Below are 15766 nucleotides of genomic sequence, written 5' to 3'. Positions count from 1 at the left end.
GTATATATTATATTATGTAGAACTATATAATTTCAAGTGTTTTCCAATATGTTTTATTATCTTAGATATTCAAGTTTTTAAATAAATAATTTAAAAACTCTATAGTTCTATGAAAATTTTAATTTGTTAATAGGTTGTATAAAAACTACTTATTAGCTTAGCTAAGGAGGAGTAGTATGAAAAACAAATTAAAATCTATACAAGGTAAATTAATGTTTATTATGAGCATAATTATAATCCTAATTGTACTTCTATTTAGCTTTATAATTATAGGATTAAGTAGTAATTTTTTTTCAGATAAAGTTACAGAAATATTTACTACAAATGTAAAGGGAGCTAGTGAGTCTATTCATCAGCTTATGGACAGAGAGGTAGGACAATTAGATAGCTATCAAGAAGGATATATTCAGTTAGTTATAGATAATAACGGACAAGCTGTTGATGAAAAGATAATAACTTTAAATAAAGAGATATTAGAAACATTTAATAATGAGAAAAAAAATAATAATTTTATAGAAGAAATATTTATAACTAATAAAGAAGGAAAAATATTACTTGCTACTAACTCAAGTGTTATAGGAGAAAATATTAGTAGTGAAGAATTTTTTATAAAAACTAGGGATAATGGTGAAAAAAATATTTCTTCAGTGAAAAAATCTTTAATAAGTGATAATTTAGTATGTGTGGCATCTAAGCCCATAGTAGATAAAAATAATAAATTTAATGGAACTATATCTAAAGAAATAAAAGTGGAAAGTTTCACTGAAATAGTGGAAAAATTTAAGAATGATGGATTTTACAATTATTTAGTTGATAAAAATCATAATGTTTTATTTCATGAAGATAAGAGTTTAATTGGTAAAAGTATAAATCTTGATGCACTAAATGAATTATTAAACAATGGAGATATAAAAGATAGTGGTTTATTTGAATATAAATACAATGGTGAGAAAAAAATTTCTGCATATTCTAAAATAGATGGAACAGACTGGATTATGTTTTCAAGTGGATCTAAAAAAGATATGTTAGCTCCAGTTATGAATATGGTGGTGAAAATACTAATTGTATTTATAGTTGTTATATTTATAGGCATATTTGTTATGTATGTATTTGGAAAAAAAATCACCAAACCTATAAAATTATTAAGCGGCAAAGTAAAAAAAGTAGCAGATGGTGATTTATCTATAAAGGTTAATGAGATTAACAGTGATGATGAAATTGAAATACTAGCTAATGATGTAAATAAGATGATAGAAAGCTTAAAAAATCTAATAGGAAGTTCTTTTTCATCTGTAGAACAATTAGAAAAATCATCAACAGAATTAAAAAATATTAATGAAAATTTTAGAGAATCCAATGCAGAAATAAAGGCATCTATAGATGAAATAACACAAGGAATAGTTGTTCAAGCAAATGATGCTGAAAAAGTAAGTTTAAAAACTCAAGCCTTAGAAGAAAAAATAGAATTGTTAGCAAATAAAAATTTACAAATGGAAGAACAAGGTAAAGAGGTCATGGATTCATTAAATGATAGCACATCAAAAATTAAGTTTTTAGCAGAAGCTAATAAAAATTCTATAGATAGCTTTGAAACAGTTAAAAATTCAGTATTGACATTAATAGAACAAATGAGTGATATTTCAACTATTGTGGTTACGATAAATAAAATATCTCAGCAAACTAATTTATTGTCATTAAATGCATCTATTGAAGCAGCTAAAGCAGGTGAAATGGGTAAAGGTTTTGCTGTGGTAGCAGAAGAAATTAGAGTATTATCTCATGAAACGGAAGATGCGACTGAAAATATACAATCCATAATTTCAGGTATAAATAAAGTAATAAAATCTACAGAAAAGGCTTTTGAAACTTCTAATGATTTAAGCAAAGAACAAGTAGATTCATTCAATATGATGAGACAATCTTTTTTAAATATGAATAAGTGTTTAAAAAATATGTTTGATGCAATGACTGTTATGAATAATGAAATTGGAACAATTAATTTAACTAAAAAAGATGTTGTGGACTCGATAACTCAGGTTGCAGCAGTAGCAGAAGAAGTTGCAGCACTAGCAGAAGAAGTTAATAAATCTACAACAGAGCAAACAGGATCACTTGAAATGATTACTCGAAGTACAGATGAATTACTAATACTATCAGAAACAATAAAAGAAACTATATCATATTTTAAGTTAGAAAATTAATAATATTTTTAAGCCATTAGAATAATATTGTTCTGATGGCTTTTTCATATGATTTTAACATAGAAAAAAATTAATTATAAATGTTTATATGTTTTTTAAATAAAATTTATATGTTTATATTGTGAATTATCTTATAAGAAAATTAAAGATATAGATGAATTGCTACACAATAAGAGTTTAAATTCATATACAGTATAACAATGTTTTGCTATACTGTATATATAATAAATAAACATCTATAAAAAGGAGGTTTTTAATATGGAACAAGATTTAATTTCAAAAAAAGAACTTTTAGAATTAACAGGAATTTCTTATGGACAACTTTATAGATGGAAAAGAAAAAAGGTAATACCAGAAGAATGGTTCATGAAAATAGCAACTTTTACAGGTCAAGAAACTTTTTTCCCACGAGAAGAAGTTTTGGAAAGAATAAATAAAATAATAACATTAAAAGACGAAATATCCTTAGATGATATGGCAAATATGTTTTCATCTAAACCAGAAAATTTTAAAATAAATGAAAAATTGTTATTAGAAAAAAAGCTAGTTTCTGTAGCAACACTTACATTATATAAATATAATTTTGGTAATTGTTTAGAATTTAACTTTTCAGAAAGTGTTGCATTAAGTTTATTTGATAAATTACTTAAAATAAAAGGGATTTCTATTAAAGATTTAGTTAGTATAATAGAGGATATAAAAGAAAGATTTAATGATATTCAATGTGAAGATTATAATTTAGTAATATTAAAAAAGAACAATTCAGAAGAATTGTTTATAATTTTTGCTAAGGACAAAGTATTAGAAATTGGTGGGATAAAAATAGTTGAGGTTATAAACTTGAAAAATATAATAAATTCATTAAAAGAGATTTGGATAGAAATTAAATAAATTAATGTTTAAATTAATTTATTTAATTTAAATTATGAATAAAATTTAAAAAATCAATTTTAAAATAAAAATATTCAATTAAAGTGTTTACTAAATAGAATAGTTATCATATAATTATTAATATAAGGAGGAATTTATAAAGATGTATAAAGTTCTTAGCAAATGTCCTATATGTAATCATAGCTTAAAAATCGTTAAATTGAAATGTAATAAATGCAATACTATTATAGAAAATGAATTTTCATTTTCAAAATTTGAAAGTCTTTCTAAAGACCAATTAAAATTTATAGAAATTTTTCTAAAGTGTAGAGGAAGCATAAAAGATGTTGAAAAGAAATTAGGAGTATCATATCCAACAGTTAGAGGAAAACTGGATGATGTAATTAATGCTCTTGATTTAAATACAAGTTTTCCTGAAGATGAAGCATACAACAAAACATCTAATAATAATGAAATTTTAGATATGCTTGAGAATGGGAAAATAACAGCAGAAGAAGCAATGAATTTATTAAGGTAATTAAAGGGTTCTTAAAAATATATAAGAACCTATTGAAATAATATACAGAAAATTCGAAAAAAAGGAGAGGGAAAATGCAAACAGAAGTTTTAAGAGTTTTAAAAATGATAGAAGAAGGAAAAATTGATGCAGAAACTGGAGCAAGTCTTATAGCATCATTAAAAAATAGTGTTGAGGAAAATGTAGAAATTAAAGATGAATATGATAATGAAAATGTCTCAAAAAAATTAGATGAAACTCAATTACAATTGTTAAAAGAGGAAGGAGAGAAATTTTTAGCAGAAGTTCCTAAAAACAGTGAAATTATGTTGTATGTTTTTGTTATTTCTAATGATGGAGACAAAGTTAAAATAAAAATACCTATAAAATTTATAAAATTAATGTTAGCAGCAACTAATAAGATTCCATCTATGTCAAAAGTTGAGGATAAGGTGGATATGGACTTAATAAGAAATGCTATAGATCAAGGAATTACAGGAAGAATTGTAGAAGTTGAAAGTGCAGAAGGCGATATTGTAATAGTTGAAATAAAATAAATTTATTTTGAAAAATGTTAATTAAAAAGTAATAAAGTAGGTAGAACTATGAAAATAATTATAAAGGAAAATATGGGGCGAAAGTTCATTATACCAATTCCTATGTTTTGTATATCCATAGCTATAAACTGCATATCATTAGCTGGAAAGTATGGAGCAAAAAATAAAGATTCTAAAGATAAAATAAACGAGGAAGCATTAGAATTTTTAAAAAACATTGATAAAAGAACATTAAAAAGAGCATTTAAAGATTTGAAAAAAAGTTGTAAGGGTATGGCTATAGTTGATATGGAAGAACGTGATGGAAGTTGTGTAAAAATTATAATATAAATTAAAATTTTGTGTTCAAGTATTAAATATTAGAATTTCATTTTGAAATTCTAATATTTAATTTTATAAAAGGGTATATTTTAGGGGGATTTTATGGGAGAAATTGTACAAATAAAAAATGTTAAGAAAACTTTTATAGTAAGGAAGAAAAAATTTTTTAAAACTATTGAAAAAACAGAATTTAAAGCTGTAAAAGATGTAAGCTTTAATATTAAAAAAGGGGAGATTTTTGGACTTTTAGGGCCTAATGGAGCAGGAAAAACAACTGTTATAAAAATGATAATGGGGCTTTTAAGACCAACAGATGGAACGATAAAGGTTAATGGAATAGACAGTGAAAAAGATCAAATAAAAGCTTTATCTCAGATAGGAAGTATTTTAGCAGGGGACAGAAGTGTATATTGGAAATTAACAGCTAGAGAAAATTTAGAATATTTTGCAAGTTTATATGGATTTAGTTCAAAAGAAGGGAAGCAAAGGACTGAAAAGATATTAAAAAGATTAGGGATAATTGATAAAGCAGATATAACAGTAGAAAAATTTTCCACAGGTATGAAACAAAAGGTCGCATTAGGCAAGGCGCTTATACCTGATGCTCCAGTGATTCTATTAGATGAACCTACTTTAGGATTAGATCCACAATCTGCATTAAATTTAAGAGATATAATATTGTCATTGAAAAAAGAGGGTAAGACAATTTTATTAACAACACATTATATGGAAGAAGCAGATTTTTTATGTGATAGAATTGCAATAATTGATAATGGAGAAATTATTGCTCTTGATACACCAGATAATTTAAAAGAAAGTATCTCAGATATTAGTAGTTTAAAAATAGAAGTTGATAATGTAAAAGAAGAGATGCTAAAAAAATTAGAGTTAATTAATCTAATAGAAAATGTTAATTCAACGTATTTATCCAACAAAGGAACTTATGAAGTATTGATTCACCATAATGATGGCACAGATATAATACAGCCTATTCTAAATGTATTAAATGAATTTAATACAAGTATTAGAAATATAAATGTTTTAAAGCCTTCTTTAGAGGATGTCTTTATAAAATTAACAGGTAAGGCTTTGAGAGAGTAGGTGTATAATGTGAAAAGGTTTAAGGTAATAATGGCAATGGGGAAAAAGGGATTAATAGAGCTAGTAAGATATAGAGATTGGATAATAGGATTAATTATTTGGCCGGCAGTATTTCCTTTGATTTATATATTAAATGCTATTGTATTATCTGGTAAGGATGGAAGTTTTGCTGGTAACTTTATGAAGATTACTGGCTATTCAGATTTTAAAGGATATATTCTCATTGGTTCACTAGTGTATATGTGGGTAAATATGACACTATGGAGTTTTGGATCATTTTTAAGAATTGAACAGAAAAAAGGAACTTTAGAGTCTTTATGGATATGCCCAATAAACAAATTTGATATTATGATAGGTGGTTCAGTTATAACAGTAATAAGATCATTTCTATACATAGTTATATCTATTTTAGAATATAAAGTTTTGTATGGATTAGAGATCAAAGGAAATTTACTTCAATGGATAGTGATTTTTGCTGTAATTTTAATAGGAGTTATTGGAATTGGAAGTATACTGGCAAGTTTAGTGTTATGGCTTAAAGAAGCTAATGTAGCTGTTCATATAGTAAGGGGAATAGTTATGGTATTCGCAGGTATATCATTTCCTATAATTGTTATGCCAAAATCTATGCAAGTGATTTCAAAATCATTATCATTTACATTTGGAATTGAAGCTGCAAGATCTGTTATGTTAAATGGCAATAGTCTAATTGATTCAGGTAAATCATTAATGTTATGCCTAATATTGGGAGTAATTTATTTTATTATTGGAAGATTAATATTTTGGGTATTAGAAAGAAAAGTAAGAGAAGATGGTTCACTATCAAGGTTTTAGGGGGATTTACTATGAGTTTTAAGCATATATTAAGGGTTATAAAACAAAAAATTATAGTAAGAGCAAAAATATATTTTAGATATCCATTAAATATATTAATGGTTTTTGCAATGCCAATAATATGGCTAACACCACAAATACTAATGGCTAAAGGATTTGGAGGAACTGGTGGTTTTAAAGAATTTACCGGTAGTGATAATTATGTGGGATTTATGGTTACAGGGTTTATGATATCAGTTTATTCTTCAGCTATTATGTGGTCCATAGGGTATAGTTTGAAGGAAGAAATGTGGGATGGAGTTTTAGAATCAAATTGGACAACACCAGTAAATAGAATTGTGTTAGTTTTAGCTAATACTATATTCGAATTTATAACTTCTACATTTGAAGTAATACTTGTTGGTGTTATTTGTAGATTAGCTTTTAATTTCAATGTCTTTAGTAAAGAGCTATTGAAATGCATAATATTTTTAATACCATTTCTATTTTCACTTATGGGACTGGGGTTAATTGTAGCAAGTTTAGTTCTTATAATTAAAAATGAAAATACAGTAATAGATGTATCAGATGGATTAATGCAAGGGTTTTCAGGATCAACTTTTCCTATAGAAGTATTACCAAGATTTTTACTTCCTATAAGTTTTATTATTCCATTAACATATATGAATAATAGTGCAAGGGTACTACTTATAGGAGAAACTCCATTTATGGATTTAAAATATGAATTTTTAATATTAGTTATATCAATGTTTGTATTTTTATTTCTTGGAGTTTTAATTTTTAACAAAGTAGAAAAGAAATGTAGGCAGGAGGGGTTATCTGGATACTAGATATAAAAAAAATACAGTATAGGGGATGAATATATGGGAGAAATTAAACCAGTTGAAAATGAAAAAATAAAACTATGGAATAAAAATTTTTTCTTACTTTGGCAAGGACAGCTAGTATCTGTTTTAGGTGACGTTATATACACTATAGCATTAGACTTTTGGATTTTAGACGTTACTGGTTCAACTGCTATTATGGGGCTTTTAAGTGCACTAACAATGTTGCCAAGGTTAATTTTAGGACCTTTTGCTGGGGTGTTTGTTGATAGATGGGATAGAAAAAGGATTATAGTTATAACAGATTTTATTAGAGGTTTTTTTGTTACATTTGTCGGTATTGCAGCGCTTATGGGATTTATAAAAGTGTGGATGGTATTTATTGTAGGGATTGTAAATGGATTATGTTCTGCATTTTTTAATCCAACAGTTATGGCTGTTAAACCAGATATAGTACATGAGTCAAAGCTTGTTCAAGCAAATTCAGCAACTAGTTTAGCACAGTCAGGTATGGACATGGTAGGAAATGCAGTTGGCGGTATAATATACGTTGCAATAGGAGCACCATATATGTTTTTATTTAATGGAATTTCATATATATTTTCTTCTTTTACAGAGTTGTTTATAGATGTTCCTAAGTTAATAAAGAAAAAAAACAAAGTTTCATTTAAAGAGGATTTTAAAGAAGGATTTAAATTTATATGGAATTTTAAAACCTTAAGGGATGTTTTTTTATGTGTATGTTGTATAAACTTCTTTTTTAATGCAGGAATGATACTATTTATACCTTATTTTAAAGAAAATAAATTTTTAGGAATAGAAAAATATGGATATACGATGACTATAATGGCTATGGGCATGGTTTTAGGAAGTATTTTATTATCAGTATTTAAGTTAAAGAAAAAGCATAAATTTTATATATACAAGTATTCTTTAACACTATGGGCAGTAGAAATTGTGCTTTTTCCTTTAATTAAAAATTATAATATAATTGTTTTTATAATGTTTACAGCAGCGCTTTGTATAGCCGTATTCAATAACATATTTAATAGTACAATGATTCTTGTTATACCGAAGGATAAAAGGGGAAAGGTTTCAGCCATAGCATCTACACTAAGCATGGGATTAATGCCTTTAGGAAGTTTAGTTGGAGGATTTTTAGGTGAAATAATGAAGATAAAATATGCACTTTTAGTATTATATGTAATGGGGTTAGTAGTATCAATAATGTGTGTGTCAGTAAAAGGAAGTAAAAATATAATAGAATTTGAAGGTAAGGAAAATGATATTAAGAATTTAATTAATAATACAAATAATTTATATGATATGTAATTTAAGATAATTTAAATTTAAAATATAGTATTGAATAAAGGGTGGAGTAATTTTGGGGGACACTTATTTAGAAGTAAAAAAAGAAAAACTTTGGAATAAAAATTTTTTATTATTATGGCAGGGGCAATTGGTATCTGCTTTAGGAGATATGTTATACATATTTGCATTAGAATTTTGGATACTGGATGTTACAGGTTCAACTACAATTATGGGACTTTTAACTACACTAACTATGTTGCCAAGGATAGTTTTAGGTCCTTTTATTGGAGTGCTTGTAGATAGATATAATAAGAAAAAAGTTATAGTTATAACAGATTTTATAAGAGGTATATTAATTACAGTGGTAGGTATAAGTGCAATTATTGGAGTGATAGAGGTATGGATGGCTTTTGTGGTAGCAGTTATAAGTGGTATATGTGCTGCATTTTTTAATCCAGCAGTTATGGCAATAAAACCAGATATAGTACCAAAATCAAGACTTGTTCAAGCGAATTCAGCAACTAGCTTAGCTCAATCAGGAATGAATATGATAGGGAATGGGATTGGAGGAGTTTTATATATAACACTTGGAGCATCATATTTATTTTTGTTTAATGGATTATCATATTTATTTTCAGCATTTACAGAAATATTTATCAGTGTAGAATCTACAGTTAATAAGAATTTAAAAGTAGATTTTAAAGAAGAATTTAAAGAAGGGTTTAGGTTTGTATGGAAGTTTAAAACTTTAAGAAATATATTTTTATGTAATAGTATACTAAACTTTTGCTTTTCAGGAGGAATGATGTTATTAAAGGTTTATTGTACTGAAATAAGTTTTTTAGGCGTTAAGGGATATGGATATTTAATGACAGTGTTTTCAATTGGAGCAATTATATCAAGTACTCTATTAACTATGATTAAATTAGAAAAAAAGTTAAAATTTAAAGCATATGTATGCAGTTTAATTATTTTTTCTATAACTATATTTTTTTTGTCATTAATGAAGAATTATGTTTTAATGATGATCATAATGTTTACTATGGCCTTTTTTAATAGAATATTTAATGTAATATTAGATAGTACTAAGATGTTGGTGATTCCAGCTAATAAAAGAGGGCAGGTTCTATCTATTTTACGTACTTTCTCTATGGGATTAGCACCATTAGGGACATTAGTAGCAGGAGTCTTAAGTGAATTTATTTCAGTTAAATATGTAATGATGTTATTATTTACTGTAGGAATTTTATCAATAATAACTTGTATACTGGTTAAAGGTAGTAAAACATTAGTTGAATATGAAGGACAAGACTTTTCTTTAAAGGATTTAATTAACAATACAAACAAATTATATGATATGTAATTTGTGGCTATTTAAATGGGAATTATATCTTAAAGATGAAAAAATTAAGTGTTAGAAATTTGGAGAAATAGTGGTATGCTAGTAAACTAAGTACTTGAGAGGATTGTTTTAAAATTCAGAAAAATTTAATAACAAATTTTTAAGTTAGTAAATACAATATAATTAACTTAAAAATGAAAGCTTGGACATTCTATAGTGTGATTGAAGGAGATTTGATTGTTTAGTTAAATTACAAGGTCAATTTTAATTAAAATACGAAGTTAAAAGCCATTTACAATTAGTTAAAAACACTTTATAGTATATATTACAATATAATAAGTGGTGCAGTATTCTAGTCGGGTAAGTATCTTTGAAGACGGGGCTAAAAATCCGTTGAAGAGCATATCGATGAAGTTCCTGGTGCTGGCTTGAGACGCCCAGTTTTGGGCTGGTGCTGGGAGTTAAGGTTGTGGGACAGACGCAAAGGCATGTGGTCATTGCTCCTACTTCCGTGGAGACCATTGTATGTGCTTTAGAAGAGATGTCTAAAGTACGGCAATGGATTAAACCTGTAATGTGGTGAGTTTAGCTATGTGCAGTGTAGCTTGCCTTGAGTGATATAGGGGGAGGTTAGGTTGAGATAACAATTCTAGGCCAAGAAGTGTTATTAATTGCTTACTGAAACCTATGTTGCAAAAGAGGATAAAAAGATACCCAACTGTTGAGGAAATCTCCTAGACTGTTCTAAAAGAGACATATTAGGGATTGTGGTGCGGACTAAGTGGTAATCTGGCCCTATGCATTAGCGTAGATAAGATATTCAAAGGAAACTGCTAAAATGGCGACATTTTAGTTATCTTATGGGAAATCCTGCTAGACCTAAGCCGTAAAATTAACTTAATATGTCACCACTTGTTTAATTGAAAATATTAATAATTTATAAGAATAAGTAATTGTAATTTTGAGTATTATATAAATAGATTTAAAAGTTAACTTTTTAATCCTTTAATTATGTATATTGAAAATTATAATTAAGTATATAAAAAAATTAGGAGGATATAATTGGGCACGAGTAATAAAAATAAAAATTCAAAACAGGAAAATGGTGAGCGAAGGTGGCTTATAACAATCGTTATAACAACTTTTGTTATAAGTGGAACAGTATCTTTAATATCAGAATCAACATTATCTAAGGTAAATATATTAGTAGCTTTAGCAATATTATTTGCGATAATTCTTTTAGGCGTAGTATTCGATATTGTAGGTACAGCAGTTACAGCTGGTGACGAAACCCCATTTCATTCTATGGCATCAAAGCGTGTTCCAGAGGCCAAGATAGTTGTAAAATTAATTAGAAATGCAAGCAAAGTTTCCAACTTTTGTAACGACGTTATAGGTGACGTTTCAGGGATTATTAGTGGTTCTGTTGGTGTAGTAATTGTTTCTAAAATATTACAGGCGAAACCAAATCTTAATCAAATATTAATTGCAGCAACAATAAGTGCTGTGATTGCAGCTATGACTGTCGGTGGTAAGGCTATGGGTAAAAAAGTAGCTATATCTAAAAGCAATGATATACTATTTTCGGTTTCTAAGATAATATATTTTTTTCAACTAATAGGAAAAGGCAAAAATCCTTTTAAAAATAAAAAAGTAGATATTAAAAATAAAAAGCAATTAATACAGAAGTAGTTTGTACAAACTACTTCTTTTTTGTGTGGAAAAAAGTAATAAAACTATCACAAAACAACTATTTTGTAAATAACATATTAATATATAGATTATAAGGTTATGAAAAATAAATTAGTCATTTTCTAATCTTATAGTTTGGAGGTGAGAAAGTGTCCTCTATTGTTGATGTGAAAAATGTAGGGATGAATTTCTATACTATAGATGGAGAGCTTAAGGTTTTAGAAAATTTAAGTTTTTCCTTAGAAGAAGGTAAGATTTTAGCAATTTTAGGACCATCTGGTAGCGGAAAATCAACACTTTTAAATATATTAAGTAATTTGTTAAAACCAACATCAGGAGATATAAATATAAAAGGAAAGATTGGATATATGTTTCAACGAGACCATTTATTAGAATGGAGAACCATAATGGATAATATAACTATTGGACTTGAAATACAAAAAAAATTAAATGATGATGCAATAAAAAAGATAAATAGATTATTAAAAAATTATGGATTATGGGAATTTAGAAATAGATATCCTAGAGAATTATCTGGAGGAATGAGGCAAAGAGTTGCTTTAATAAGAACACTTTCTGTTGATCCAGATATTTTACTTTTAGATGAACCTTTTTCTGCTTTGGATTACCAAACAAGACTCATGGTAAGTGACGATATATATAAAATAATTAAAAATGAAAATAAAACAACAATATTAGTAACACATGATATATCTGAAGCAATATCAATGGCAGATCAAGTTGCTGTTTTATCTAAAAGACCAGCAAATATTAAAAAAGTATATGATATAGAATTAACAGTAACTAATGAAAAAACACCACTTTTGGCAAGAAAAGCACCAGAATTTAAGGATTATTTTGATAATCTTTGGAGGGAGTTGGATGTTCATGAAAAATAATTCATCTCTTTCAGCATATGAAAAGTTTTTAAAGGAAAGAAAAAAGAATAAATATAAAATATTATTTTGGCAGATATTTTTACTAGTTATGTTGTTAGTAATTTGGGAAGTTTTTGCCAGAGTAAAAATTATAGATACATTTCTATTTAGCAAGCCATCAGATATATATGTTTTATTTAAAGAATATGTTTCTAATGGTGAGTTGTTTAAACACGTTGGCATATCTGTATGGGAAACAGTTTTAGGTTTTACTATTGGTACAGTTTTAGGAATTATAATTGCTATAATGTTATGGTGGTCTAAAACAGTAGCGAAAATATTAGATCCTTTTATGGTAGTTCTAAATGCACTTCCTAAAACCGCATTAGCACCTATTCTTATAGTTTGGGCTGGTGCTGGAATAAAAGGGATTGTAGTTATAGCTGTAACTATATCTGTAGTTACAACTATATTGTCAGCATATAATTATTTTATTAATGCAGATGAAGAAAAAATAAAAATGCTTAGAAGTTTTGGAGCTACGAAAAGTCAAATTCTCACAAAATTAATTCTACCATCTAATATAGGAAATATAATAAATATAGTAAAAATAAATATAGGAATGTCTTGGGTGGGAGTAATAGTAGGTGAATTTTTAGTATCAAGATATGGAATTGGGTATTTGATAGTATATGGAGGGCAAGTATTTAGATTAGATTTAGTTATGATGGGTGTTGTAGTTTTAGCTGTATGTGCGCTTATAATGTATGAAGTGGTAAATGTGATAGAAAAAATTTATAAGTCAAAACAAAACGTAGATAATAATTAGTGATTCTTTTGACTTATTAGATTAAAGAGGTATGAGGTGAAAAAATTGAAAAGATATAAAAAGTTAATAGCTGTTTTAACCAGCGCTTTTATATGTTCAATGTTTTTTAGCGGATGTGGAAAGAAGAATGAAGAGTTTACTAAAATAAAAGTTGCAGAAGTAACACACTCTATTTTTTATGCACCGCAATATGTAGCTATAAATGAAGGTTACTTTAAAGAAGAAGGATTAGATATTGAACTTATAGCAGCACAGGGGGCTGATAAGACTATGGCAGCATTAATATCAGATGAAGTTCAAATTGGGCTTATGGGACCAGAAGCATCTATATATGTTTATAATAAAGGAAGTAATGACTATGCAATAAATTTTGCTCAACTTACTAAAAGAGATGGTAGCTTTTTAGTTGGAAGAGATAAGGAGGATAATTTTAAATTTGAGAATTTAAAGGGGAAAGAGGTACTTGGTGGTAGAAAAGGTGGAGTGCCTGAAATGACATTAGAGTATACAATCAAAAATAATAATTTGAAAATCGGAACCAATAAAGAAGATGGGGAAGTTAATGTTAGAACAGATATTCAATTTAATGTTATGGCAGGTTCGTTTACAGCAGGAGAAGGGGATTATGTAACATTATTTGAACCATCTGCAACATCCCTTGAAAAGCAAGGACAAGGATATATTGTTGCATCAATTGGAGAAGAGTCAGGAGAAATACCATATACAGCTTATTCAGCAACAAATAAATATATAAAAGAAAATAAACAAACAATACAAAGTTTTACAAATGCAATATACAAAGGCCAAATATACGTACAAAATCATAGTGCAGAAGAAATTGCAAAATCAATAGCACCATTTTTTAATGATATGAAGATGGAAGATATAGTAACTGTTGTGAATCGATATAAATCAATAGATGCTTGGTGCCAAAATCCAATACTTGAAGAAGAAAGTCTTAATAGATTGATGGATGTAATGGACATGGCAAAAGAATTAGATAAAAGAGCTCCATATGAAAAAATAGTAACAAAAACTTTTGCTGAAGAATCTATAGAGAAAGTTAAATAGTATATATTTAGGCAAACTGATTAGTTTAAAGTTTATTATAAATTTAAATTAATCAGTTTCTTCTATTTTAAAATGGCAATATAGACTTTACTTATTAGACATAATGTGAAAATAGACATATAATCAAAGTAAATAAAAATAAGGTCAAATTTTGGAGGGGTTAGTATGAAATATAATTTTGATGAAATTCCTAATAGAATAGGTACTAATTGTGCTAAATGGGATAATCGCAGAGCTATATTTGGAAGAGATGATGTAATTCCTATGTGGATTGCAGATATGGATTTTGGGGTAGAACCAGCTATAATTAAAGCTATGGAAGAAAGATTAAAGCATGAAGTGTTTGGTTATACATATTCACCAGATTCTTACTATAAGTCAGTAATTGATTGGATGCAAAAAAGGTTTCAATGGAAAATAGAAAAAGACTGGATAAAATTTACGCCAGGAGTGGTACCAGGAGTTAATAGTATTATTGCAGCATTTACAAAACCTGGTGACCAAGTTATTTTACAGACTCCAGTTTATCATCCCTTTTATAGATTAATAAAAAATAATGATTGTGAAGTTTTAGAAAATCCGTTAGTTTATGATGGTAGTAATTATAAAATGGATTTAGAAAATTTAAAAGAAATAATTACAGATAAGACAAAAATGATAATTCTTTGTAGTCCACATAATCCAGGAGGTAGGGTATGGACAATGAAGGAATTAAAAGAGTTAGGTGAAATATGTATAGAAAATAATATACTAGTTGTTTCCGATGAGATTCATGGTGATATAGTATATAAACCAAATAAGCATACTGTATTTGCACAAATAAATGATGAATTTGCAAACAATTCAATTATTTGTACAGCACCAAATAAAACATTTAATATTGCTGGTCTAGAAACAGCTAATATAATCATACAAAATGAAAAATTAAGAAAACAATTTGAAATTCAATTAGATAAGCATTGTATACATGGTCCTAATATAATGGGGGCAGTAGCTTTAGAAGCTGCTTATGTTAATGGTGAACAATGGTATAATCAATTAATGGATTACCTAAATGAAAATGTAGAATTTGTATTAAATTATTTTGAAAATAAAATTCCTAAAATAAAAGTTCAAAGACCACAGGGCACATATTTATTATGGTTAGATTGCTCCAAATTAAATATGAGCAATGATGAATTAAATAAATTCTTTATAAATAAATGCAAAGTAGGATTAAATAATGGAAAGATGTTTGGACACGCAGGAGAACAATTCCAAAGAATGAATATAGGAACTAGTAGAAAAATTATAGAAGAAGCATTAAAAAGAATAGAAAATGCAATAAATAGTTTATAATTTAACTGTAGCTGTTTAAAATAATAGTAAAATGTTGTTTTAAACAGCTATTTTCTATTATAAATTTAATGTTAAAAGTA

General features: G+C 27.2%; 15 protein-coding genes. All 15 read left to right on the top strand.

Translation table 11 applies throughout. The features are described from left to right. The first annotated feature begins 176 nt into the window (after positions 1-176). The 15 genes from KQI36_RS04430 to KQI36_RS04360 all read left to right on the top strand — a co-directional run bounded on the left by KQI36_RS04430 (position 177) and on the right by KQI36_RS04360 (position 15686). On the top strand, positions 177-2201 hold the full coding sequence (locus KQI36_RS04430; protein ID WP_216449763.1) for a methyl-accepting chemotaxis protein: 2025 nt from the start codon (positions 177-179) through the stop codon (positions 2199-2201). A 258-nt stretch (positions 2202-2459) separates the two neighbouring features. Then, positions 2460-3092, top strand: coding sequence for a DUF4004 family protein (locus KQI36_RS04425; RefSeq protein ID WP_216449761.1), 633 nt, complete (start codon positions 2460-2462; stop codon positions 3090-3092). A gap of 142 nt (positions 3093-3234) precedes the next feature. Continuing rightward, the gene (locus tag KQI36_RS04420) at positions 3235-3609 is read left to right on the top strand and encodes a DUF2089 domain-containing protein (RefSeq protein WP_216449759.1); all 375 of its coding nucleotides are present in this window, start codon (positions 3235-3237) and stop codon (positions 3607-3609) included. Positions 3610-3683: 74 nt separating this feature from the next. After that, a complete protein-coding gene (locus tag KQI36_RS04415) occupies positions 3684-4145 on the top strand; it encodes an SHOCT-like domain-containing protein (protein WP_010293322.1) in 462 nt (153 codons plus the stop codon). Between the two features lie 48 nt (positions 4146-4193). Continuing rightward, the gene (locus KQI36_RS04410) at positions 4194-4475 is read left to right on the top strand and encodes a hypothetical protein (RefSeq protein WP_216449757.1); all 282 of its coding nucleotides are present in this window, start codon (positions 4194-4196) and stop codon (positions 4473-4475) included. Positions 4476-4568: 93 nt separating this feature from the next. Further along, positions 4569-5567: an ABC transporter ATP-binding protein gene (locus KQI36_RS04405; RefSeq protein WP_216449756.1), complete on the top strand. Its 999-nt coding sequence runs from the start codon at positions 4569-4571 to the stop codon at positions 5565-5567. Positions 5568-5576: 9 nt separating this feature from the next. Further along, positions 5577-6401 (top strand): ABC transporter permease, encoded by an 825-nt coding sequence (locus KQI36_RS04400; RefSeq protein ID WP_216449755.1) that lies wholly within the window; start codon positions 5577-5579, stop codon positions 6399-6401. 11 nt (positions 6402-6412) lie between these two features. Continuing rightward, a complete protein-coding gene (locus tag KQI36_RS04395) occupies positions 6413-7231 on the top strand; it encodes an ABC transporter permease (protein ID WP_010293317.1) in 819 nt (272 codons plus the stop codon). Between the two features lie 33 nt (positions 7232-7264). Further along, the gene (locus KQI36_RS04390) at positions 7265-8557 is read left to right on the top strand and encodes an MFS transporter (protein ID WP_216449754.1); all 1293 of its coding nucleotides are present in this window, start codon (positions 7265-7267) and stop codon (positions 8555-8557) included. A 52-nt stretch (positions 8558-8609) separates the two neighbouring features. Further along, entirely contained in the window at positions 8610-9899 is a 1290-nt protein-coding gene (locus tag KQI36_RS04385) for an MFS transporter (RefSeq protein WP_216449753.1), read from the top strand. A 1041-nt stretch (positions 9900-10940) separates the two neighbouring features. After that, positions 10941-11570, top strand: coding sequence for a membrane protein (locus KQI36_RS04380; RefSeq protein WP_010293311.1), 630 nt, complete (start codon positions 10941-10943; stop codon positions 11568-11570). Positions 11571-11719: 149 nt separating this feature from the next. Beyond that, positions 11720-12469, top strand: coding sequence for an ABC transporter ATP-binding protein (locus KQI36_RS04375; RefSeq protein WP_010293310.1), 750 nt, complete (start codon positions 11720-11722; stop codon positions 12467-12469). Beyond that, positions 12453-13277 carry an ABC transporter permease gene (locus KQI36_RS04370; protein ID WP_341473506.1) on the top strand — a complete coding sequence of 275 codons (825 nt, stop codon included), beginning with the start codon at positions 12453-12455 and terminating at the stop codon, positions 13275-13277. The genes KQI36_RS04375 and KQI36_RS04370 overlap by 17 nt, the downstream gene beginning before the upstream one ends. Positions 13278-13322: 45 nt before the next feature. Continuing rightward, entirely contained in the window at positions 13323-14348 is a 1026-nt protein-coding gene (locus KQI36_RS04365; RefSeq protein WP_216449940.1) for an ABC transporter substrate-binding protein, read from the top strand. 165 nt (positions 14349-14513) lie between these two features. After that, positions 14514-15686, top strand: coding sequence for a MalY/PatB family protein (locus KQI36_RS04360; protein WP_216449752.1), 1173 nt, complete (start codon positions 14514-14516; stop codon positions 15684-15686). Positions 15687-15766 lie beyond the last annotated feature (80 nt).

The sequence above is a fragment of the Clostridium senegalense genome (assembly GCF_018916625.1).
GTDB lineage: Bacteria > Bacillota > Clostridia > Clostridiales > Clostridiaceae > Clostridium_J > Clostridium_J senegalense.
Note: the sequence above shows the minus strand (reverse complement) of the source record. Positions and strands in the feature narration are given on the sequence as shown.

Coding starts and splice junctions, on each gene's coding strand:
- KQI36_RS04415 (WP_010293322.1), top strand. CDS start 3,684: ATGCAAACAGAAGTTTTAAGAGTTTTAAAAATGATAGAAGAAGGAAAA.
- KQI36_RS04410 (WP_216449757.1), top strand. CDS start 4,194: ATGAAAATAATTATAAAGGAAAATATGGGGCGAAAGTTCATTATACCA.
- KQI36_RS04425 (WP_216449761.1), top strand. CDS start 2,460: ATGGAACAAGATTTAATTTCAAAAAAAGAACTTTTAGAATTAACAGGA.
- KQI36_RS04405 (WP_216449756.1), top strand. CDS start 4,569: ATGGGAGAAATTGTACAAATAAAAAATGTTAAGAAAACTTTTATAGTA.
- KQI36_RS04360 (WP_216449752.1), top strand. CDS start 14,514: ATGAAATATAATTTTGATGAAATTCCTAATAGAATAGGTACTAATTGT.
- KQI36_RS04370 (WP_341473506.1), top strand. CDS start 12,453: ATGTTCATGAAAAATAATTCATCTCTTTCAGCATATGAAAAGTTTTTA.
- KQI36_RS04420 (WP_216449759.1), top strand. CDS start 3,235: ATGTATAAAGTTCTTAGCAAATGTCCTATATGTAATCATAGCTTAAAA.
- KQI36_RS04390 (WP_216449754.1), top strand. CDS start 7,265: ATGGGAGAAATTAAACCAGTTGAAAATGAAAAAATAAAACTATGGAAT.
- KQI36_RS04395 (WP_010293317.1), top strand. CDS start 6,413: ATGAGTTTTAAGCATATATTAAGGGTTATAAAACAAAAAATTATAGTA.
- KQI36_RS04430 (WP_216449763.1), top strand. CDS start 177: ATGAAAAACAAATTAAAATCTATACAAGGTAAATTAATGTTTATTATG.